A 21,838-nucleotide genomic window follows, 5' to 3' on the forward strand; every position below is an offset into this window, starting at 1 on the left:
TGACAATAGCTAAAATTGTCGATATGACAATGCGTGTTGTCAAAATGACAATGGAGCGGCAATGAGTTTTTCCGTCGACGAGCTGGCGAGAATCGCCATTGATTTACAAAGCGATATTGGTCACACCGACCGCTTTTCGCGCCTGATTACTACCCTGCGGCAGATCCTCGGCTGCGATGCCTCGGCGCTGCTGCGCTATGAGGCGCATCAGTTTGTGCCGCTGGCGATCGATGGCCTGGCGCAGGATGTGCTTGGTCGGCGCTTTGCCCTGGAAGGACACCCGCGGCTTGAGGCGATTGCGCGCGCCGGGGATGTGGTGCGCTTCCCGGCGGATAGCGATTTGCCCGACCCCTATGACGGGCTGATCCCCGGTCATGAGAGCCTGAAGGTTCACGCCTGCGTTGGCCTGCCGTTGTTTGCCGGACAGACGCTGATTGGCGCGCTGACCCTTGATGGTATGGATGCCGACCGTTTCGATAGCTTCAGCGATGAAGAGCTGCGGCTGATTGCCGCGCTGGTGGCCGGGGCATTGAATAACGCGCTGCTTATTGCCCGCCTTGAGGCGCAAAACGTGTTGCCGGCGCAGCCGGTCAATTATGCGCAACCTGAGCGCCAGGAAATTATCGGCCTGTCGGCGCCCATGCTGCAGCTGAAAAAAGAGATCGATATCGTCGCCGCCTCGGATTTAAACGTGCTGATAAGCGGCGAAACCGGCACCGGTAAAGAGCTGGTGGCGAAGGCGGTGCACCAGGGATCGCCGCGAGCCGCCAATCCGCTGGTCTATCTCAACTGCGCGGCGCTGCCGGAAAGCGTGGCGGAGAGCGAGCTGTTTGGCCATGTGAAAGGGGCGTTTACCGGGGCTATCAGCAACCGCAGCGGTAAATTTGAGATGGCTGATAACGGCACCCTGTTCCTTGATGAAATTGGCGAACTGTCGCTGGCGTTGCAGGCGAAGCTGCTGCGCGTGCTGCAGTATGGCGATATTCAGCGCGTCGGCGATGACCGCAGCCTGCGGGTCGATGTGCGGGTGCTGGCGGCGACGAACCGCGATCTGCGCCAGGAGGTGGTGGAAGGGCGCTTTCGCGCCGATCTGTACCATCGGCTGAGCGTCTTCCCGCTGTCGGTTCCGGCGCTACGCGATCGGGACAGCGATGTGGTGCTGCTGGCGGGCTATTTCTGTGAGCAGTGCCGCCTGCGGATGGGGCTGGCGCGGGTGATACTCAGCGAAGCGGCGCGAAACAGGCTGCAGCAGTGGTCCTGGCCGGGCAACGTGCGCGAACTGGAGCATGCTATTCACCGGGCGGTGGTGCTGGCGCGGGCCACCCAGGCCGGCGATGAAGTGGTGCTGGAGCCGCAGCATTTCCAGTTTGCGGTGGCCGCGCCGATGTTGCCGACTGAGACGGCGGCAGCGGTGCCGGCGACGGGAAACGTCAATCTGCGCGAGGCGACCGAATCTTTTCAACGAGAAGCAATTAGCCGCGCGCTGGAGGCGAACCAGCGCAACTGGGCGGCGACCGCCCGTGCGCTGGAACTGGACGTCGCCAACCTGCATCGGCTGGCGAAACGTCTGGGACTTAAAGGATCCCCGCCTGGTAAAAGTTCTGCAGGTTGATGGCGCCGACCAGTTGACCGTTTTCATCCACGACCGGCGCGGCGCTGATTTTGTGTTTCATCAGCCGCTCTTTGGCTTCCACCGCGCGGCTTTCCGCCTGCAGCGTTACGCCGTTGCGGGTCATCGCCCGAGTGACGCTATCGTTGAGCGTACCGCCAGCAACCAGCCAGCGGCGCAGGTCGCCGTCGGTGAAAACGCCCTGCACGCGGTTGGCTTCATCGCAGACCGCCACCAGGCCGAGTCCGGTTCGGCTGAGTTCAAGCATGGCGTCCATGACGTTAGCCTCGGTATTGACCCGCGGCACTTCTTCGTCGCGGCGCATCAGGTGATGCACTTTGTTCAGCAGACGCGCGCCGAGGGCGCCCGCCGGGTGGGAACGGGCGAAATCTTCTTCATTGAAACCGCGCGCCTGCATCACCGCCATCGCCAGCGCGTCGCCCAGCATCAGGGTGTTAACGGTGCTGGAGGTCGGCGCCAGATGCATCGGACAGGCTTCGCGCTCCACGGCGATATCCAGCACCGCTTTCGCCGCCAGCGCCAGCGGCGAGGTGGATTTGCCGGTCATCGCCAGCAGCGGAATGGATTTCTCTTCCAGCCGCGGCACGATGAGATCCAGCTCTTTTGCGCTACCGGAGTAGGAGATAAACAGCATCACGTCGCGGCTATCGAGCATACCGAGATCGCCGTGCAGGGCTTCCGCCGGATGGACGAAAAAGGCCGGGGTGCCGGTGCTGGCGAAGGTTGCCGCCAGCTTTTTACCGATGTGGCCGGATTTACCGATACCGGAGACAATCAGTTTGCCCTCGCAGTGGATGATGGTTTCCGCCGCGCGGATGAAGTCGTCGCCCAGGCGTTCCGGCAGGCGGCTCGCCTCCTGCAGCTCAAGCATCAGGGTCTGGCGTCCGGCCTCTAACAAAAAGTTACTCATGATGTTCTCCAGTAATAATGACTTCAATACCTTTGGCTTCCAGCGCCCGCTGGAATTCAGGGTCAATATCGGCATCGGTAATCAATTTATCCACGCGTTCAAGGCCGCAGACAATGTTGGGACTTTTACGGCCAAACTTGGATGAGTCGGCCATCAGGATCACTTCGCGGGCGGCGTTACACATCGCCTTACTGACGGTATAGACCTCGTTAAAGGTGGTGACGCCCGCCACCAGATCAATGCCGTCGGTGCCCATAAACAGCTTGTCGAAGCTGAATTGTTCGAATGCGTTTTCCGCCAGCTGGCCGTGGAATGAAGCCGATTTTTTACGGAAGGTGCCACCCGGCATCAGGATGGTCTGCTCGTTATCGAACTCGGAAAGGGCGTTGACGATATGCAGGCTGTTGGTCATCACCGTGATGTTATTGAAGCGGCTCAGCAGCGGCACCATCTGCAGCACGGTGCTGCCGGCGTCGAGGATGATTGAATCGCCATCGTGGATGTAGCGCACGGCGGCCTCGGCAATCTGCGCTTTCTTGTGGGTGTTGATCAGCGTCTTGTGGTCGATAGGCGGGTCGGCCTCGTCTTTATTCAACACTACGCCGCCGTAGGTGCGGATGACGGTCCCGGCATTCTCCAGAATCACCAGATCCTTGCGGATAGTGGTGCCGGTGGTGTCGAAGTGTTGCGCCAGCTCTTCGACCGAGCATTTGCCCTGCGATTGCAGGTGCTCGAGAATGGCTGCCTGGCGCTGACGTGGTTTCATAGGCGTTGTATCCTGCGTTTAAGTTTCGAAGTGATAATTTCGCAAGATATTAACTTTCACAACGAAATTATGCATGTTTCGGATTAAGCGCTAATGATAGTGCATTCTGACAGAGCGGATCATTGGGAAAGATCACATCAGGCTGCAATTCCTTGAGATGTTTACCGCTAAGCGTGGGGATTTTTTGCGGGCTGGCGAAGACGGTGAGACCCTTCATCAACAGCGTATCGCAAATACGATCGTTTTCATCGACGGCGATAGCGACAATCGCGCGTGGTTTAAAGCGCCCGGAGGAACGGCCGACGCCAACGCGGCCCTGCTGGCAAAGGCTATCAAAAGCGCGATTGAAGCGGCGAATTTGCCAGCCGCCGAAAGCCAGCTGAGTCAGCCAGGCGATAGCGGCGACGGTGATTAATGTGGTAACCATAATGTCTCCTGAAGGTGGGGTACCGGGTAAAACCCGGGTACCGTTTTTTGTCGGGTGGCGGCTAGCGCCTGACCCGACCGACATTTTTGTAGCCCGGATAAGCGCCGCGCCATCCGGGAACCTTTTAAAACATCACCTGGCCGCCGGTAACGTTAATTGACTGCCCGGTGCAGTACGACGCCTGCGGGCTGGCGTAAAACATCAACACGTTCAGCACATCCTGGTAATCGCAGCCGCGTTTCAACGGCACCTTATCGATGTAGTACTGCTCGACTTCGCTCTCATCAATGCCGAGCTTGGTGGCATACTGCGGCAGCAGCGACTGGAACATCGGCGATTTCAACAGATTGCCGAGCATCAGCGAATGGACGGTAATACCGTACTCCGCCAGATCCAGCGCCAGCGACTGGGTCAGCCCGACGCCGCCGAACTTCGCCGCGCTGTAGCCGGAGTTGTGCTTACTGCCCACTTTGCCGGACTTCGAGTTGATCTGAATGATGCGACCTTTAATGCCATCGCGGATCATCAGCCGCGAGAACTCGCGGGCGCAGAGGAAATAGCCCACCAGGTTCACCTGCAGCGAGCGGTCGAAATCCCCCAGCGCGAAGTCGCTAATAAACGCCGCTTTGGCAATCCCGGCGCTGTACACCAGCAGATCGACGCGCGTGAAAATCTCATCCACCCCGTGAGCCAGGGCAGTGACGCTGGCTTCGCTGGTGGCGTCGGCGCCGAAGCCGTATGCCGTGCCTTCGCCATATTCAGCGTTGATCTCCTGGGCGACGCGGCTGGCTTTTTCACTTTGAATATCGACCACCGCCACGCGGTAGCCCTCGGCGGCCAGACCGCGGCACAGAAACTCTCCTAAGGTTTGTCCGCCACCAATGACAACAGCAACCTGATTCATCTTTCTCTCCTTCTAAGCAACAAATTTCAGTACGCAGCCGGTCGCGATAGCATCCGGCACCGGGCCGGCGACGTGAACGGTTCCGGGAAACTCCGCTTCACGATGGCCGTCGAAGCGCAGGGTGATGTGGCCCAGCTCGCGCAGGTTTTGTTCGGCGACCTCGCCGACGGCGGTCACCGGATAACGCCTGTCGCCGAGCTGCAGCTCTGCGCCCGGCGTCAGGGGGCCGGCAAGCTCGCCGTGGTTGTGAATAAAGCAATACTCTTCGATATCCGCCGGGGCGCCCTCGCGGAAGGTGATCAGCATCTGCTCTTCCAGCGCCATCGTCGCGCAGGCGCCGATGCGGGTAATGGTGGTGTGGTAAATGACGGTCATCTTCAGGAACCTCTTACTGGTAAATAAATCCGGAAACGAACCACGCGATCAGCACGGTTGGCGCGCCGGTGAGGAAGCGGCTGACCAGCACCGACGGCACGCCGACGCGCACGGTATCCTGACGGGCCTCGGCCAGCGACAGGCCTACCGGGATAAAATCGCAGGCGGCCTGGGCGTTAATGGCAAACAGCGCGGGCAGGGCGAGGTGCGGTGGAATGTTGCCAAGGCCGATCTGGACGCCGATCAGCACGCCGATGACCTGGGCGATAACGGCGCCGGGGCCGAGAAACGGCGACAGCAGCGGGAAGGAGCAGATCAGCGCCAGGGTCACCAGCCCCAGCGGATGGCTGGCAAGCGGCGCCAGGCCGTGGGCAATCCAGTCGCCGATGCCGGAGGCCATGATGATGCCGATCAGCGCCGAGACGAAGGCCATAAACGGCAGAATGGTTTTCAGCACCGTGTCGATGGTGTCGCGTCCGGCCTGGAACAGCACCGCCACCACCGATCCCATCCCCATCCCGACCTTAGCCAGCAGGCCGTCGCTCTGTTCGGTGATCTTTTTGCTGGCGTCATAATCGCGGCCCGCGGCAGGGAGTGGTTGCGCTGCCGTCTCGCCGCTATCTTCCAGCAGTTTGATGTTCTCTTCTTTCACCCCGGAGACGTAAATATCCTCGACGATATACTGCGCCAGCGGCCCCGATTTGCCAGTGGCATGGATATTCACCGTAGGGATACGGCGCTTGGGATAGAGCCCGCAGCGCAGGGTACCCCCACAGTCGATAATCGCCACGCCGATGTCGCTTTCCGCCGGTTCGCCCTCTTTAAAACCGTCCACCGCCTGCCAGCCGGTCAGGCTGGCGATGCGGTCAACGATCGCCGGTCGGGTGCCGGCGGTGATATAGACGATCTTTTTGCCCTCGACGACGTCGAGTTCAAGGGGGCCGCCCCAGCCGCCGGTGCCTTTCTCAATACGAATGCGGGTCATGATGTCGCTCCTGACAGATGCACTTTCCGGGCAAGCTGAATCGCCATTTTTTTCTCGAAAATAGAGGTGGTCAGGTCGGTGATCCAACCGCGGAAGAAGTTGGTTACCAGGCCAACCAGCAGGTAGCTCACCGCCAGCGGGCCAAGCGGCAGGCCCAGCGTGGTGAGGCCGTTGGCGATACCGAGATAGACAAACAGCTCGCCGGGGTTGATATGCGGAAACAGCCCGTTCATCGAATGACAGCTATAGGAGGCCGCCGCGTAGTAGCTTGGTTTGTACTTCTCTGGCATAAAGCGGCCAAGGCTTAAGGTCATGGGGTTGCAGAAGACAAAGGTACCGATGCAGGGCAACAGCAGGTAACGGGTAAGCGGGTTGCCGGCGCAGCGCTGCGCCAGCTTTTCGATCCGCTGTTGGCCGATAAAGTTGATCAGCGCATTCATGATCACCAGCAGGCTTATCAGCAGCGGCAGGATCCCGGTCACCATACCGGTAAACACCTCGCCGCCTTTCTGAAACAGGCCGATGAACCACTCCGCGCCGTGGGTAACGACGTCAATCATTGTTCTCTCCTTCAGCGTGTTATTTTTCTTGCTAACTGCAGGCTGATTTTAATCACTTTGAAAGATTTTAAAGTGTTAAATAGATCGCAAAATGAAAGATAAATATTTTATTTTGAAAGTTTGGAGGTAAGAGGATGAAACGATGAGGCGCATGACAGCATGCCGGGAAGGGGGCGATGAAGGACTATTTTGTCTACAAACGGATTGTCGCTTTCTTGTTGGTCGTCGCATGCTTTACCATAATTATCCCTTGCTGAATTTGTTAAACGGAATTCCCATGTTGAAGCGTCGCTATCTGGCTTTACTTCCCCTTTGTGTGCTCCTCGCTGCCTGCAGCAGCAAACCCAAGACCCCCGCGGAAACGGAGATGGCGAGTGGAACCGGCGGCTTTTTGCTGGAACCGCAGCATAACGTGATGCAGATGGGCGGCGACTTCGCCAACAACCCGGCGGCGGCGCAGTTCATCGATAAGATGGTGGCGAAGCACGGCTTCGACAGACAGCAGCTGCAGGAGATCCTGTCGCAGGCTAAGCGCCTGGATTACGTCCTGCGGCTGATGGATCGTCAGGCGCCGACCGGCCTGCCGCCGACCGGGCCGACCGGCGCCTGGCTGCGCTACAAGAAACAGTTTATTACCCCGGATAATGTGCAGAACGGCGTGGTGTTCTGGAACCAGTATCAGGATGCGCTGAACCGCGCTTATCAGGTTTATGGCGTGCCGCCGGAAATCATCGTCGGCATTATCGGCGTGGAGACTCGCTGGGGTCGGGTGATGGGCAAAACCCGCATCCTTGATGCGCTGGCGACCTTGTCATTTAGCTACCCGCGCCGCGCTGAATACTTCTCGTCGGAGCTGGAAACCTTCCTGTTAATGGCGCGCAGCGAAAGCGACGACCCGCTGGATCTGAAAGGCTCTTTCGCCGGGGCGATGGGTTACGGCCAGTTTATGCCGTCCTCCTATAAGCAGTATGCGGTCGATTTTAACGGTGACGGCCATATCAACCTGTGGGACCCGGTGGATGCCATCGGCAGCGTGGCCAACTACTTCAAACAGCATGGCTGGGTGAGCGGCGATCTGGTGGCGGTGCAGGCGCTGGGCCAGGCGCCGGGGCTGGAGAATGGTTTCAAAACCAAATACAGCGTGTCGCAGCTGGCGGCGGCGGGGCTTACCCCAACCCAGCCGCTGGGTAACCATCAGCAGGCCAGTCTGCTGCGGCTGGATGTCGGCACCGGCTATGAGTACTGGTACGGGCTGCCGAACTTCTACACCATCACCCGCTATAACCACAGCACCCACTACGCGATGGCCGTCTGGCAGCTGGGTCTGGCGGTTTCGCAGGCCCGTGGCGGGTACTGATCCTTTCAACCGGCCGACATCTTTCGAGCTCCCCGGATAGCGGCGCGTAGCGCCTTATCCGGGCTACGGTCTGGTATCCTGTTGGTAGCCCCGGTAAGCGCAGCGCGACCGGGGGAGAGTTCAATGACAGCTTGTCACCCATCGGCAACACAGCGGCTACGTTACTGACAGATTCCGCGCCTCCCCGGATAGCGGCGCGCAGCGCCTTATCCGGGCTACGGTCTGGTATCCGGTTGGTAGCCCCGGTAAGCGCAGCGCGACCGGGGGAGAGTTCAATGACAGCTTGTCACCCATCGGCAACACAGCGGCTACGTTACTGACAGATTCCGCGCCTCCCCGGATAGCGGCGCGCAGCGCCTTATCCGGGCTACGGTCCGGTATCCGGTTGCTAGCCCCGGTAAGCGCAGCGCGACCGGGGGAGAGTTCAATGACAGCTTGTCACCCATCGGCAACACAGCGGCTACGTTACTGACAGATTCCGCGCCTCCCCGGATAGCGGCGCGTAGCGCCTTAGCCGGGCTACGGTCCGGTATCCGGTTGCTAGCCCCGGTAAGCGCAGCGCGACCGGGGGAGAGTTCAATGACAGCTTGTCGCCCATCGGCAACACTGCGGCTACGATACTGACAGATTTCGAACCTCCCCGGATAGCGGCGCGTAGCGCCTTAGCCGGGCTACGGTCCGGTATCCGGTTGCTAGCCCCGGTAAGCGCAGCGCGACCGGGGGAGAGTTCAATGACAGCTTGTCGCCCATCGGTAACACTGCGGCTACGTTACTGACAGATTCCGCGCCTCTCCGGATAGCGGCACGCAGCGCTTTATCCGGGCTACGATGCGGTATCCGGTTGCTAGCCCCGGTAAGCGCAGCGCGACCGGGGGATGACGCCGGGGAGGCCGCGCTTAACCTCCCGTTTTTACCCGCCCGCATGCCTCTTGTTGACCTTTGTTACATTTCTGCTCACTGACACTGATTTACATTCTTTTTTCGCTTCTGTATTGTTATGTTATAACATTAAAAGAGGTGAAATATGTTCACATCAGTTTTTATGGCCTCCGGCGCGACGCGCGCGACCATCGCAGGCGTGCTGCTGGTGGCGCTATGGTTAGCGACCTGGTGGGCGGTGGCGCTGCCATGATTGAGCTGGAGCAACTGGTCGCTGGCTATGACGGGGTGGCGATCACCCCACCGTTGAGCGGGATGATATGCCCCGGCAGCCTGACAGCAATCGTTGGCCTCAATGGCTGCGGAAAATCAACGCTGCTGAAAACGCTCGCCGGGTTTCTACCACCGGTCAGTGGCCGCCTGCGCTGGCAGGGGAAACGGCCGGTGATTGGCTGGCTGGCGCAGCGCCATGCCCTCGAGTCGCAGTTTCCTCTCAACGTGCAGGATGTGGTGAGTCAGGGCGCATGGCCCGGCGTGTCGCTGCTACGCGGTCTGGGCGGCGATACCCGGCGACGTATCAGCGCGGTGCTGGAGCGGGTCGGGCTGGCGGGTCTGGCGAAATCGCCGATTGAGGCGCTCTCCGGCGGCCAGTTTCAGCGCATGTTGTTTGCCCGGGTGATGGTGCAGCAGGCGCCGCTGGTGATGCTCGACGAGCCTTTCACCGGCATCGACGAAGCGACCTGCCGGGAACTGATGGAATTGATCCTCGAGATGCATCAGCAGGGGCAGACCATCCTGGCGGTGCTGCATGATAACCAGCGGGTGGCCGACTTTTTCCCCGAGACGCTGCTGCTGACTCCCCAACGCGCCTGCTGGGGCGTCACCCGGGCGGTACTTCCGGCTTTCAGTCATGCGAGGTCGGCATGATCTGGCACACCTTCTTTCAGCCTTTCATTGAATTTGGTTTTATGCGTCGGGCCCTCGTGGTGTGTCTGGCGCTGTCGCTGAGCACCACCATGCTGGGCGTCTTCCTGCTGCTGCGGCGCATGAGCCTGATGGGCGATGCGCTGTCGCACGCCATTCTGCCCGGGGTGGCGGTGGGGTATCTGCTGAGCGGCATGTCGCTGCTGGCCATGACCCTGGGCGGCTTCATCGCCGGCATCGTGGTGGCGCTGGTGGCCGGGTGGGTGAGCCGGCGGACACCGTTAAAAGAGGACGCCAGTTTTGCCGGATTTTATCTGGGATCGCTGGCTCTGGGCGTCACCCTGGTGTCGCTGCGCGGCTCCAGCGTCGACCTCCTGCATCTGTTATTTGGCTCTATTCTGGCGGTCGATCGTGACGCGGCGCTGTTTGTCAGCGGCGTCGCCAGCCTGACGCTGCTGTGCATTGCGCTGTGCTACCGCGGTCTGGTCAGCGAGGCGTTCGACAGCGCCTGGCTGCAGGTGAACCACCCCCGCCTTCCCGCGCTGCTGCATGGACTGTTTCTGGCGCTGCTGGTGCTTAATCTGGTGGCGGGGTTTCAGGTACTCGGCACGCTGATGGCGGTAGGGGTGATGATGCTTCCGGCGGTTGCCGCGCGCTGCTGGGCGCGAACGCTGCCGGGCATTCTGCTGCTGGCGGCGCTCTCCGGCGCACTCTGCGCCTGGCTGGGATTAAGTCTCTCCTGGGCGGCCAGTCTTCCCGCCGGGCCCGCCATCGTGCTGACCGCCAGCGCGCTGTTTTTTATTTCGCTGTTTTTTGGCACGCATAGCCGGCTGCTGATCGGCTGGCGCAAATTGATGGGGTAAGGAAATGATGAAACGTAGTGCAATGGTTGTGGCGCTGGCATTGGGGTTGATGGCGCAGGGGGCGATGGCAAAAACGCTGAACGTGGTAAGCAGTTTTTCGGTGCTGGGTGATATGGTGCAGCAGGTCGGCGGCGAGCATGTCCATGTCGATACGCTGGTCGGCCCGGACGGCGATCCACATACCTTCGAGCCCTCGCCGAAAGATAGTGCGCTGCTCAGCAAGGCCGACGTGGTGGTGGTCAACGGCCTGGGGCTGGAAGGGTGGCTGGATCGTCTGATTAAGGCCTCTGGTTTTAAGGGCGAGCTGGTGGTGGCCTCGAAAGGCGTCAAGACCCATACCCTTGATGAGGATGGCAAAACGGTGACCGATCCCCACGCCTGGAACAGCGCGGCGAACGGCGCGTTGTATGCGCAGAATATCCTCGATGGTCTGGTGAAAGCCGACCCGGAAGATAAAGCGGCGTTGACCAGCAGCGGCAAGCGCTATATCGAGCAGTTGACGAATATCGACGGCTGGGCGAAAGCGCAGTTCAGCGCCATTCCGCTGGCAAAGCGCAAGGTCCTGACCAGCCATGACGCCTTCGGCTATTTTGGCCGCGCTTACAATGTGACATTCCTCGCGCCACAGGGGCTCTCTTCAGAGAGCGAGGCCAGCGCGGCGCAGGTGGCGGCGCTGATTAAGCAAATCAAAGCCGATGGCGTCCATACCTGGTTTATGGAGAACCAGCTTGACCCGCGGCTGGTGAAGCAAATCGCCAGCGCGACAGGCGCCCAGCCGGGGGGCGAACTCTATCCGGAGGCGCTCTCCGCACCGGGTGGCGTCGCGGATAGCTATGTGAAAATGATGCGTCATAACGTGGCGCTGATCGCTGCCAGCATGAAGTAATCGTGCGATTTATCATCCCGGCGTCGCCGGGATGATTCATTTTGGATGTCCCCTCGTAAATTCCACACCTCGTCCCCATATCTCTGTGGAAAGTGCTATCTTTGATGGCCTCTTTATCCAGACCAAAGCGGGGCGATAATGACCGATTCAGAATTAATGCAGCTAAGCGAGAAGGTGGGCCGGGCGCTGAAGGCGCGCGGTGCGACGGTGACCACGGCGGAATCCTGCACCGGCGGCTGGATAGCGAAAGCGATCACCGATATTGCCGGCAGCTCAGCGTGGTTTGAACGCGGTTTTGTGACCTACAGCAACGAAGCCAAATCGCAAATGATCGGCGTCAGCGAAGCGACGCTGCGGGAGAACGGTGCAGTGAGCGAACCGGTGGTGGTCGAGATGGCGATCGGCGCACTGCGCGCGGCGCGCGCGGACTATGCCATCTCCGTTAGCGGCGTCGCCGGGCCGGATGGCGGCAGCGACGAAAAGCCGGTCGGCACGGTGTGGTTTGGTGTCGCCAGCGTGAGCGGGCAAGGCGTGACGCGGCGCGAATGCTTTGCCGGAGACCGCGAAGCGGTGCGTCGTCAGGCGACGGCCTATGCGCTCAATCTGCTCTGGCAACAATTTCTACAAAACACTTGATACTGTATGACCATACAGTATAATTGCCTCAACTGAACAAATATTAACGGCGAAGCGAACACGCTTCACCCTGCATGATTAGGAGTAACAATGGCGATCGACGAAAACAAACAGAAAGCGTTGGCGGCTGCACTGGGCCAGATCGAAAAGCAATTCGGTAAAGGCTCCATCATGCGCCTGGGTGAAGACCGTTCTATGGACGTAGAAACCATCTCCACCGGCTCGCTTTCTCTGGATATTGCGCTCGGCGCCGGCGGTCTGCCAATGGGCCGTATCGTCGAGATCTACGGGCCGGAATCTTCCGGTAAAACCACCCTGACGCTGCAGGTTATCGCCGCAGCGCAGCGTGAAGGTAAAACCTGTGCGTTCATCGATGCCGAACACGCGCTGGACCCGGTCTATGCGCGCAAACTGGGCGTGGATATCGACAACCTGCTGTGTTCTCAGCCGGATACCGGTGAACAGGCGCTGGAAATCTGTGACGCGCTGGCGCGCTCTGGCGCGGTTGACGTTATCGTCGTCGACTCCGTCGCGGCGCTGACGCCGAAAGCGGAAATCGAAGGCGAAATCGGCGATTCTCACATGGGTCTCGCGGCGCGTATGATGAGCCAGGCGATGCGTAAGCTGGCGGGTAACCTGAAGCAGTCCAACACGCTGCTGATCTTCATCAACCAGATCCGTATGAAAATCGGCGTAATGTTCGGTAACCCGGAAACCACCACCGGCGGCAACGCGCTGAAGTTCTACGCCTCCGTGCGTCTGGACATCCGCCGCATCGGCGCGGTGAAAGAGGGCGACAATGTCGTCGGCAGCGAAACCCGCGTCAAAGTGGTGAAGAACAAGATCGCCGCGCCGTTCAAACAGGCTGAATTCCAGATCCTCTACGGCGAAGGCATCAACTTCTTCGGCGAGCTGGTTGACCTGGGCGTGAAAGAGAAGCTGATTGAGAAAGCGGGCGCCTGGTACAGCTACAACGGCGACAAAATTGGTCAGGGTAAAGCGAACGCGATCACCTGGCTGAAAGAGAACCCGGCGGCGGCGAAAGAAATTGAGAAGAAAGTTCGCGAACTGCTGCTCAACAACCAGGACTCTACGCCGGACTTCGCCGTTGACGGCAACGACGCAGAAGAAACGGAACAAGATTTCTGATATCGTCTAACAGAGTGATAAAGGGCTGCTTATGCGGCCCTTTTGCATTTCTTAGATTATTGAGGTGCCTGTGACTGAACCTTCATCACGCCGCTCCGGCTACGCTCGCCTGCTGGACCGCGCTATCCGCATTTTGGCCATGCGCGACCACAGCGAACAGGAGCTGCGGCGCAAACTGGCTGCACCAGTAATGAGCAAAAATGGCCCCGAGGCGCTGGACGTCACCCCCGAAGAGCTGGAGCAGGTGGTTGCCTGGTGTATCGAAAACCGCTATCTCGACGATCACCGTTTTGTCGGCCAGTTCATCGCCAGCCGGAGCCGCAAAGGCTATGGCCCGGCGCGCATTCGTCAGGAGCTCAGCCAGAAAGGGATTGCCCGCCAGGACGTTGAACAGGCGATGCGCGAATGTGATATCGACTGGGTGAGCCTTGCCAGGGAGCAGGCGCAGCGTAAATACGGCGAACCGTTACCTTCCGCCTTTACTGAAAAAGTGAAAGTTCAGCGATTCCTGCTTTACCGCGGCTACCTGATGGAAGATATCCAGGAAATCTGGCGAAATTTTGCAGATTGACCCATCGGGGATTTTACTTCGCCGTAAAGAAAACTTATCTTATTCCCACTTTATTCCGTCGGGCCGCTGGTTGTGACAGTACAGACAGCGTCCAGGGCGATTATTCCTTATACACAAAATCATTCAAGCTGCATCAGGGCGGCAAGAGAGAACATCTTCTGGAACGCACGTCAGTTCGGTGCCGGGAGAGCAAGCGCAGCCAGGACAGAGGCGACTTGAAGGATGACGTGTAGCTTGATTTCAGGATAATTATGAGCAAGAGCACCGCTGAGATCCGTCAGGCGTTTCTCGACTTTTTCCATAGTAAGGGACATCAGGTAGTTGCCAGCAGCTCCCTGGTACCGCACAACGATCCAACCCTGCTGTTTACCAACGCCGGGATGAACCAGTTCAAGGATGTCTTCCTTGGCCTCGACAAACGTAATTACTCGCGCGCGACCACCGCGCAGCGTTGCGTGCGTGCGGGTGGTAAACACAACGATCTGGAAAACGTCGGTTACACCGCGCGTCACCACACCTTCTTTGAAATGCTGGGCAACTTCAGCTTTGGCGATTACTTCAAACAGGATGCCATCAAATACGCATGGGAACTGCTGACCGGTGAAAACTGGTTCGCCCTGCCGAAAGAGAAGCTGTGGGTTACCGTCTACGAGACCGATGACGAAGCGTTCGACATCTGGGCTAACGAAGTAGGCGTTCCGCGCGAGCGTATCATCCGCATCGGCGACAACAAAGGCGCGCCGTTTGCTTCTGATAACTTCTGGCAGATGGGCGACACGGGTCCGTGCGGCCCGTGCACCGAAATCTTCTTTGACCACGGCGATCACATCTGGGGCGGCCCTCCGGGAAGCCCGGAAGAAGACGGCGACCGTTACATCGAGATCTGGAACATCGTCTTCATGCAGTTCAACCGTCAGGCTGACGGTACCATGGAGCCGCTGCCGAAGCCGTCCGTTGATACCGGTATGGGGCTGGAGCGTATTGCCGCCGTGCTGCAGCACGTTAACTCCAACTATGATATCGACCTGTTCCGCGATCTGATCGCCAGCGTGGCGAAAGTCACCGGCGCGACCGACCTGACGAACAAGTCGCTGCGTGTGATTGCCGACCACATTCGCTCCTGTGCATTCCTGATTGCTGACGGCGTGATCCCGTCGAATGAAAACCGCGGCTACGTGCTGCGTCGCATCATTCGCCGTGCGATCCGTCACGGCAACATGCTGGGCGCGAAGGACACCTTCTTCTGGAAACTGGTTGCCCCGCTGATCGCCGTGATGGGTTCCGCCGGTGAAGAACTGAAACAGCAGCAGGCTCAGGTTGAGCAGGTACTGAAAACTGAAGAAGAGCAGTTCGCCCGTACTCTGGAGCGCGGACTGGCGCTGCTGGATGAAGAGCTGTCGAAGCTGAAAGGCGACACGCTGGATGGCGAAACGGCCTTCCGTCTGTACGACACCTACGGCTTCCCGGTCGACCTGACGGCGGACGTGTGCCGCGAACGCAACATTAAAGTTGACGAAGCTGGCTTTGAGGCCGCCATGGAAGAGCAGCGCCGCCGTGCGCGCGAGTCCAGCGGTTTCGGCGCTGACTATAACGCGATGATCCGCGTTGACGGCGCCTCTGAATTTAAAGGCTACGATCATCTGGAGCTGAACGGCAAAGTGACTGCGCTGTTTATCGACGGTAAAGCGGTGGATAGCGTCAGCGCGGGCCAGGAAGCGGTGGTGATCCTCGACCAGACCCCGTTCTATGCGGAGTCCGGCGGCCAGGTGGGCGATAAAGGCGAACTGAAAGGCGCAGGCTTCTCCTTCGCCGTCAGCGACACGCAGAAGTACGGTCAGGCCATTGGTCATATCGGTAAAGTCGCCAGCGGTTCTCTGAAAGTGGGCGACGCGGTGCAGGCCGATGTGGACGAGGCTCGCCGTCAGCGTATCCGTCTGAACCACTCCGCGACGCATCTGATGCATGCGGCGCTGCGCCAGGTGCTCGGCACCCATGTGGCGCAGAAAGGCTCGCTGGTTAACGATAAAGCGCTGCGCTTTGACTTCTCGCATTTCGAAGCGATGAAGCCGGAAGAGATCCGTGCAGTCGAAGATCTGGTCAACGCGCAGATCCGTCGTAACCTGGCTATCGAAACCAACATTATGGATATCGATGCCGCGCGCGCATCCGGCGCCATGGCGCTGTTCGGCGAGAAATACGATGACCGTGTCCGCGTGCTGCAGATGGGCGATTTCTCCACTGAACTGTGCGGCGGGACTCACGCGGCGCGTACCGGTGATATCGGCCTGTTCCGCATCACGTCTGAGTCCGGTACCGCCGCTGGCGTGCGCCGTATCGAAGCGGTGACCGGTGAGGGCGCGATAGCCATGCTGCACGCGCAGAGCGATCAGCTCAGCGATATCGCACAGCTGCTGAAGGGCGACAGCCACAATCTCGGCGAGAAAGTTCGCGCCGCGCTGGAGCGTACCCGTCAGCTGGAAAAAGAGCTGCAGCAGCTGAAAGAGCAGGCTGCGGCGCAGGAGAGCGCAAACCTCTCCAGCAAAGCGGAAGAGATTAACGGCGTTAAGCTGCTGGTCAGCGAGCTGGCCGGCGTGGAGCCGAAGATGCTGCGTACCATGGTTGACGATCTGAAGAACCAACTGGGTTCGACGGTTGTGGTGTTGGCTACGGTCGCAGACGGTAAAGTTTCCCTGATTGCCGGTGTGTCTAAGGATGTGACAGATCGCGTGAAGGCAGGGGAGCTGGTTGGTATGGTCGCTCAGCAGGTGGGCGGTAAAGGGGGCGGTCGTCCGGATATGGCGCAGGCCGGTGGTACCGATGCGTCTGCTCTCCCTGCAGCGTTAGCCAGTGTGAAAGGCTGGGTCAGCGCAAAACTGTAATAACTATAAACGCCTATACCCTAAATAATTCGAGTGGCAGGAAGGCGGCGACGCAGCGAATCCCCAGGAACTTACTCAAGTAAGTGACTGGGGTGAGTGAGGAAAGCCAACACACAGGCAACTTGAAGTATGGCGGGTATAGGTGCCGTAACCTCGGGGAAACGGCACCTTGCGTCATAAGTACTGATAACGATAAAGTCGGGTTGAAATTGTGTATATCGGCTAAACTTAGGTTTAACAGAATGTGATGCCATGACTGCCTTATACCGCAAGGTATTTGTCATCGCTTACTTTTTGGCGTTATATGATGGATAATGCCGGGATACGAGAGACCCGACTCTTTTAATCTTTCAAGGAGCAAAGAATGCTGATTCTGACTCGTCGAGTTGGTGAGACCCTCATGATTGGAGATGAGGTCACTGTGACAGTTTTAGGGGTGAAGGGTAACCAGGTTCGTATTGGCGTAAACGCCCCTAAAGAAGTATCTGTTCACCGTGAAGAGATCTACCAGCGTATTCAGGCTGAAAAATCCCAGCAGTCCAGTTACTAAGGTTTCCGCGCCTCGCTGTTCAGTGAGGCGCATCCCTTCCCGCCGTTATTTTTTCCTTTTTCACTTTTTCCCCTGCGCAATACCGGTTTTCATCACCCTTTGCCGCTTTGGCTGTTTGGCGTTATGCCTGCGTCAGGTCTGATTTCCTGTTGATAAATTGCCCTTTTTGCCGTTTTTGCACGCGAATTGCGTGCGAAGTGTGCAAACGAAAAAAGGTCTCGAAAAAGTGTTTGACTTATAAGTACCAGAAAGTAATATGTGCGCCATCGCAGCGACGAAGAGCAGAAACAAGTTCTTCGAAGCACTCGAAAGAGGCGTGTGTGGTGAGGTGGCCGAGAGGCTGAAGGCGCTCCCCTGCTAAGGGAGTATGCGGTCAAAAGCTGCATCCGGGGTTCGAATCCCCGCCTCACCGCCATTTTGCATCCGTAGCTCAGCTGGATAGAGTACTCGGCTACGAACCGAGCGGTCGGAGGTTCGAATCCTCCCGGATGCACCATCTTCTTTCTGAATTAAGAGAGAAGAACGCTGTGAAAGCAGCGGCCCGCAGTGCGAGGTATAATCGAGTCACTCTACCGATTAGGCCATCATACTCAGTGTGGCAGGTGTTAGTTGTGACACTGACGCGTAGTAAAGCAAGTTTCCCGATGCATCCGTAGCTCAGCTGGATAGAGTACTCGGCTACGAACCGAGCGGTCGGAGGTTCGAATCCTCCCGGATGCACCATTCTTGCCCGATTCTGATTATTCAGATGAATTCTGTAGTAAACTAGTTATTCCGATGCATCCGTAGCTCAGCTGGATAGAGTACTCGGCTACGAACCGAGCGGTCGGAGGTTCGAATCCTCCCGGATGCACCATATTCTCCTTGATAACAGCGACGATGTTGTTTTATGGTCTGAGAAATTATCGCCAGCACCAGGGAGGATAACGTTGCGTAAGCAACGGCCCGTAGGGCGAGGCGCAGCCGAGTAATCCTCCCGGATGCACCATATTCTCCTTAGTAACAGCAACATTGTTGTTATCTGGTTTGCGAAACCATCGTAAGTGCCAGGAGAGTAACCCCGCAGTAAAATAGCTTTCCCGATGCATCCGTAGCTCAGCTGGATAGAGTACTCGGCTACGAACCGAGCGGTCGGAGGTTCGAATCCTCCCGGATGCACCATATTCTCCTTAGTAACAGCGACGACGTTGTTGTATGGTCTGCGAAATCAGCGCCAGCACCAGGGAGGATAACGTTGCGTAAGCAACGGCCCGAAGGGCGAGGCTTAGCTGAGTCATCCTCCCGGATGCACCATCTTCACTCTTTACTCTCTCCTCACCATCCCGATAACCTCGTTTTCCATCACCGGTTTCATACTGACTTTTTTTATTGGCAAGCCGCGCTTTCCACTATAATTTATCCTTGTATATCAGCGTTATCAGGCTGAGTTAAATGCAAGGAGAGAAATCCATGAAATGGTTCAAAGCAATACCTGCTTTTTGCGCGACGCTGCTGGTGGCGACGGCCCTTACTGGCTGTGCCGGTTCGTCCACCAAAGAAAGCACCGGCGGTTACATTGACGATACCGTGGTGACCACTAAGGTGAAAACGGCGCTCTTTAACGATAAAGATATCAAGTCCTCAGAAATCAGCGTCCAGACCTTTAAAGGCCGCGTGCAGTTGAGCGGGTTTGTCTCCTCTGCGGAAAGCGCTAAACGTGCGGTGGAAGTCACCCGTCGGGTACAGGGCGTGCGTATGGTCGAGAACGATCTGCGTATTAAATAAGACCCACTACCCGGTTTATGCCTGAAGGCGCCTGAGGGCGCCTTTGTCGTTTGAGCCGCTGGCCGCGACAACGACGGGCTTTTGCGATAGAGTAACTATTCATTAACCGGTTGGTGAGAAGACAATGTACGAAGGTTACGCAGGACTGATCTTTGATATGGATGGCACCATTCTCGATACCGAGCCGACCCATCGGCAGGCATGGAACGAGGTGTTGGGCCGCTACGGTATGCGTTTCGACGAACAGGCGATGGTCGCGCTCAATGGCTCACCAACCTGGCGGATTGCCCAGGCGATTATTGAACTCAACCAGGCGGATCTCGATCCACATCGCCTGGCGCAGGAAAAAACCCAGGCGGTTAAGGCGATGCTGCTGGACAGCGTACGCCCGTTGCCGCTAATTGAGGTGGTCAAGGCGTGGCATGGTCGTCGCCCGATGTCGGTGGGTACCGGCAGCGAAAGCGCCGTCGCCGAGGCGCTGCTGGCGCACCTGGGCCTGCGTCATTACTTCTCTGCGGTGGTGGCGGCCGATCATGTGGTCAACCATAAACCCGCGCCCGATACCTTCCTGCTGTGCGCCGAGCGCATGGGCGTCGCGCCGGAAAAATGCGTGGTCTTCGAAGATGCCGACTTTGGTCTGCAGGCGGCGAAGCGTGCAGGCATGGACGCTGTTGACGTGCGTTTGCTGTGAGTGACGCGCTGTCACTCACCTCGCTGTTTGCCAGTAGCTTTTTAAGTGCCACGCTGCTTCCCGGTAATTCGGAGGTTGTGCTGGTGGCTATGCTACTTGCAGGGGTCAGTCATCCATGGTGGTTAGTATTAATAGCAACAATCGGCAATAGCCTTGGAGGGGTAACTAACGTTATTCTGGGGCGCTTGTTTCCGCTGCGCAAAACCTCGCGCTGGCAGGAGCGGGCGGCTGGCTGGCTTAAGCGCTACGGCGCGGTCACGCTCTTACTGAGCTGGGCGCCGGTTGTCGGCGATTTACTGTGTTTGCTGGCGGGATGGATGCGCATTTCCTGGGGACCGGTACTCTTTTTCTTATGCCTTGGTAAGGCGCTGCGCTATATCGTTATTGCAGCAGCGACGCTTCAGGGTATGACGTGGTGGCACTAATTGGACTGATAGTTCATCCATTACAATTATGCTTATTCAAACGATTTCGACAGGCGGGAGGTCAAATTGATCCCGGACGTATCACAGGCGCTGGCCTGGCTGGAAAAACATCCGCAGGCTCTGCAGGGTATTCAACGTGGTCTGGAGCGGGAAACGCTGCGCGTGAACGCAGACGGCACCCTTGCAACGACCGGTCACCCTCTGGCGTTAGGCTCAGCGCTGACGCATAAATGGATTACCACCGATTTTGCCGAAGCTTTACTCGAGTTCATTACGCCGGTGGATGGCGATATTGAGCATATGCTGACCTTTATGCGCGATGTCCATCGCTATACCGCGCGTCAGCTGGGCGACGAGCGGATGTGGCCGCTGAGTATGCCATGCTATATCGCTCCCGGTCAGGATATTGAGCTGGCGCAGTACGGCACCTCAAACGTGGGGCGTCTGAAAACGCTGTATCGCGAGGGGCTGAAGAACCGCTATGGCGCGTTGATGCAGACTATCTCCGGCGTGCACTATAACTTCTCGCTGCCGATGGCGTTCTGGCAGGCGAAGTGTGGCGTGGAAGACGTCGAAAGCGGTAAAGAAGCTATCTCGGCGGGCTATTTCCGCTCGATTCGTAACTACTATCGTTTTGGCTGGGTGATCCCTTATCTGTTCGGCGCCTCGCCGGCGATTTGCTCCTCGTTCCTGCAAGGGAAACCGACGACGCTGCCTTTTGAGGAAGCGGGTAATGGTATGTACTACCTGCCGTACGCCACCTCGCTGCGCCTCAGCGACCTCGGTTATACCAATAAGTCGCAAAGCAATCTCGGAATTACGTTTAACGATCTGCATGAGTATGTGGCAGGATTGAAGCGGGCGATTAAAACGCCGTCGGAAGAGTACGCTAAAATCGGGCTGCAGAAAGACGGCAAGTATCTGCAGATCAACAGCAATATCCTGCAGATTGAAAACGAACTCTATGCGCCGATCCGTCCGAAACGCGTGACCCGTCGGGGCGAAACCCCGTCCGATGCGCTGCTCCGCGGCGGCATTGAGTACATTGAAGTGCGTTCGCTGGATATCAACCCGTTCTCGCCGATCGGCGTTGACGCCCAGCAGGTGCGTTTCCTCGATCTGTTTATGGTCTGGTGCGCGCTGGCCGACGCGCCGGAGATGAGCAGCGATGAGCTGCTGTGCACTCGCACCAACTGGAATCGGGTGATTCTGGAAGGGCGTAAGCCGGGCTTAACGCTGGGGATTGGCTGCGAAAGCGCGCAGTTCCCGCTGGCTCAGGTGGGCAAAGATCTGTTCCGCGATTTACGCCGCGTGGCGCAGATCCTTGACAGTATCCACGGTGGCCAGGCATATCAGCAGGTCTGCGACGAGCTGCTGGCCTGCTTTGACGATCCGGAATTAACCTTCTCAGCCCGCATTCTGCGTTCTATGATTGAAGAAGGGATTGGCGGCACTGGCCGTGCATTGGCGGATCGCTATCGGACGCAGCTGCGGGAAGAGCCGCTGGAGATCCTGAGCGAAGCCGATTTCATCGCCGAGCGCGAGGCATCGGTGGCGCGGCAGAAGAAAGTGGAAGCGGAAGACAGTGAGCCGTTCGAAGCGCTGCTGGCACGACACGCATAGCCGCTGACGATACAAAAGAAAAAGGCCACATCAATGTGGCCAAACTTTCATCTCTGATTCAGGGATGATGATGATAATAAATGC

At 58.2% G+C, this 21,838-nt stretch carries 21 protein-coding genes and 5 tRNA genes; 19 read left to right on the forward strand and 7 right to left on the reverse strand.

Annotated features, from left to right (window positions below):
* Nucleotides 1-61 precede the first annotated feature (61 nt).
* The gene (gene norR, locus AC3EMD_RS05460) at nucleotides 62-1,612 is read left to right on the forward strand and encodes a nitric oxide reductase transcriptional regulator NorR (RefSeq protein ID WP_302073973.1); all 1,551 of its coding nucleotides are present in this window, start codon (nucleotides 62-64) and stop codon (nucleotides 1,610-1,612) included.
* Here the strand turns inward: norR and gutQ are convergent.
* The 7 genes from gutQ to srlA all read right to left on the reverse strand — a co-directional run bounded on the left by gutQ (nucleotide 1,575) and on the right by srlA (nucleotide 6,557).
* Nucleotides 1,575-2,540: an arabinose-5-phosphate isomerase GutQ gene (gene gutQ, locus AC3EMD_RS05465; protein ID WP_023298119.1), complete on the reverse strand. Its 966-nt coding sequence runs from the start codon at nucleotides 2,538-2,540 to the stop codon at nucleotides 1,575-1,577. The genes norR and gutQ overlap by 38 nt on opposite strands.
* Nucleotides 2,533-3,306: a glucitol operon DNA-binding transcriptional repressor SrlR gene (gene srlR / locus AC3EMD_RS05470; RefSeq protein ID WP_008806163.1), complete on the reverse strand. Its 774-nt coding sequence runs from the start codon at nucleotides 3,304-3,306 to the stop codon at nucleotides 2,533-2,535. Before srlR ends, gutQ begins: the two co-directional genes overlap by 8 nt.
* A 67-nt stretch (nucleotides 3,307-3,373) precedes the next feature.
* Nucleotides 3,374-3,733 carry a transcriptional regulator GutM gene (gene gutM / locus AC3EMD_RS05475; protein ID WP_023298118.1) on the reverse strand — a complete coding sequence of 120 codons (360 nt, stop codon included), beginning with the start codon at nucleotides 3,731-3,733 and terminating at the stop codon, nucleotides 3,374-3,376.
* A 124-nt stretch (nucleotides 3,734-3,857) separates the two neighbouring features.
* Entirely contained in the window at nucleotides 3,858-4,637 is a 780-nt protein-coding gene (gene srlD / locus AC3EMD_RS05480) for a sorbitol-6-phosphate dehydrogenase (RefSeq protein WP_008806161.1), read from the reverse strand.
* A 12-nt stretch (nucleotides 4,638-4,649) separates the two neighbouring features.
* Nucleotides 4,650-5,012 (reverse strand): PTS glucitol/sorbitol transporter subunit IIA, encoded by a 363-nt coding sequence (gene srlB / locus AC3EMD_RS05485; RefSeq protein ID WP_008806160.1) that lies wholly within the window; start codon nucleotides 5,010-5,012, stop codon nucleotides 4,650-4,652.
* A gap of 13 nt (nucleotides 5,013-5,025) precedes the next feature.
* Nucleotides 5,026-5,997: a PTS glucitol/sorbitol transporter subunit IIB gene (gene srlE, locus AC3EMD_RS05490; RefSeq protein WP_012540783.1), complete on the reverse strand. Its 972-nt coding sequence runs from the start codon at nucleotides 5,995-5,997 to the stop codon at nucleotides 5,026-5,028.
* Nucleotides 5,994-6,557, reverse strand: coding sequence for a PTS glucitol/sorbitol transporter subunit IIC (gene srlA, locus AC3EMD_RS05495; protein WP_016161686.1), 564 nt, complete (start codon nucleotides 6,555-6,557; stop codon nucleotides 5,994-5,996). Before srlA ends, srlE begins: the two co-directional genes overlap by 4 nt.
* A 277-nt stretch (nucleotides 6,558-6,834) precedes the next feature.
* On the opposite strand from srlA, the gene mltB reads away from it, so the two are divergent.
* The 18 genes from mltB (at nucleotide 6,835) to gshA (ending at nucleotide 21,754) form a co-directional block, all read left to right on the forward strand.
* Nucleotides 6,835-7,914, forward strand: coding sequence for a lytic murein transglycosylase B (gene mltB, locus AC3EMD_RS05500; RefSeq protein ID WP_012540785.1), 1,080 nt, complete (start codon nucleotides 6,835-6,837; stop codon nucleotides 7,912-7,914).
* 1,095 nt (nucleotides 7,915-9,009) lie between these two features.
* Entirely contained in the window at nucleotides 9,010-9,720 is a 711-nt protein-coding gene (locus tag AC3EMD_RS05505; RefSeq protein WP_162493235.1) for a metal ABC transporter ATP-binding protein, read from the forward strand.
* Nucleotides 9,717-10,580: a metal ABC transporter permease gene (locus tag AC3EMD_RS05510; protein WP_008806155.1), complete on the forward strand. Its 864-nt coding sequence runs from the start codon at nucleotides 9,717-9,719 to the stop codon at nucleotides 10,578-10,580. Before AC3EMD_RS05505 ends, AC3EMD_RS05510 begins: the two co-directional genes overlap by 4 nt.
* 7 nt (nucleotides 10,581-10,587) lie before the next feature.
* Nucleotides 10,588-11,466 (forward strand): metal ABC transporter substrate-binding protein, encoded by an 879-nt coding sequence (locus tag AC3EMD_RS05515; protein WP_016161684.1) that lies wholly within the window; start codon nucleotides 10,588-10,590, stop codon nucleotides 11,464-11,466.
* Between the two features lie 138 nt (nucleotides 11,467-11,604).
* A complete protein-coding gene (gene pncC / locus AC3EMD_RS05520; RefSeq protein WP_008806153.1) occupies nucleotides 11,605-12,102 on the forward strand; it encodes a nicotinamide-nucleotide amidase in 498 nt (165 codons plus the stop codon).
* A gap of 90 nt (nucleotides 12,103-12,192) precedes the next feature.
* A complete protein-coding gene (gene recA, locus AC3EMD_RS05525; protein ID WP_004205686.1) occupies nucleotides 12,193-13,251 on the forward strand; it encodes a recombinase RecA in 1,059 nt (352 codons plus the stop codon).
* A gap of 70 nt (nucleotides 13,252-13,321) precedes the next feature.
* On the forward strand, nucleotides 13,322-13,822 hold the full coding sequence (gene recX / locus AC3EMD_RS05530; protein WP_008806152.1) for a recombination regulator RecX: 501 nt from the start codon (nucleotides 13,322-13,324) through the stop codon (nucleotides 13,820-13,822).
* Nucleotides 13,823-14,073: 251 nt separating this feature from the next.
* Complete coding sequence (alaS, locus tag AC3EMD_RS05535) at nucleotides 14,074-16,701, forward strand: alanine--tRNA ligase (RefSeq protein WP_012540791.1); 2,628 nt, start codon at nucleotides 14,074-14,076, stop codon at nucleotides 16,699-16,701.
* Nucleotides 16,702-17,065: 364 nt separating this feature from the next.
* Entirely contained in the window at nucleotides 17,066-17,251 is a 186-nt protein-coding gene (csrA, locus tag AC3EMD_RS05540) for a carbon storage regulator CsrA (protein ID WP_000906486.1), read from the forward strand.
* Between the two features lie 322 nt (nucleotides 17,252-17,573).
* Nucleotides 17,574-17,666, forward strand: a tRNA-Ser gene (locus AC3EMD_RS05545).
* Nucleotides 17,667-17,670: 4 nt separating this feature from the next.
* Nucleotides 17,671-17,747 (forward strand) — tRNA-Arg (locus AC3EMD_RS05550).
* 150 nt (nucleotides 17,748-17,897) lie between these two features.
* Nucleotides 17,898-17,974, forward strand: a tRNA-Arg gene (locus tag AC3EMD_RS05555).
* Between the two features lie 56 nt (nucleotides 17,975-18,030).
* Nucleotides 18,031-18,107 (forward strand) — tRNA-Arg (locus AC3EMD_RS05560).
* Between the two features lie 228 nt (nucleotides 18,108-18,335).
* Nucleotides 18,336-18,412, forward strand: a tRNA-Arg gene (locus AC3EMD_RS05565).
* Between the two features lie 288 nt (nucleotides 18,413-18,700).
* Nucleotides 18,701-19,015, forward strand: coding sequence for a BON domain-containing protein (locus tag AC3EMD_RS05570; RefSeq protein WP_008806150.1), 315 nt, complete (start codon nucleotides 18,701-18,703; stop codon nucleotides 19,013-19,015).
* 124 nt (nucleotides 19,016-19,139) lie between these two features.
* Nucleotides 19,140-19,706, forward strand: coding sequence for a fructose-1-phosphate/6-phosphogluconate phosphatase (yqaB, locus tag AC3EMD_RS05575; protein ID WP_004174701.1), 567 nt, complete (start codon nucleotides 19,140-19,142; stop codon nucleotides 19,704-19,706).
* The gene (locus AC3EMD_RS05580; RefSeq protein ID WP_008806149.1) at nucleotides 19,703-20,131 is read left to right on the forward strand and encodes a YqaA family protein; all 429 of its coding nucleotides are present in this window, start codon (nucleotides 19,703-19,705) and stop codon (nucleotides 20,129-20,131) included. The genes yqaB and AC3EMD_RS05580 overlap by 4 nt, the downstream gene beginning before the upstream one ends.
* A gap of 66 nt (nucleotides 20,132-20,197) precedes the next feature.
* Nucleotides 20,198-21,754: a glutamate--cysteine ligase gene (gene gshA / locus AC3EMD_RS05585; RefSeq protein WP_016161681.1), complete on the forward strand. Its 1,557-nt coding sequence runs from the start codon at nucleotides 20,198-20,200 to the stop codon at nucleotides 21,752-21,754.
* The last annotated feature ends 84 nt before the right edge of the window (nucleotides 21,755-21,838 follow it).

The organism is Klebsiella sp. PK18 (assembly GCF_057784655.1).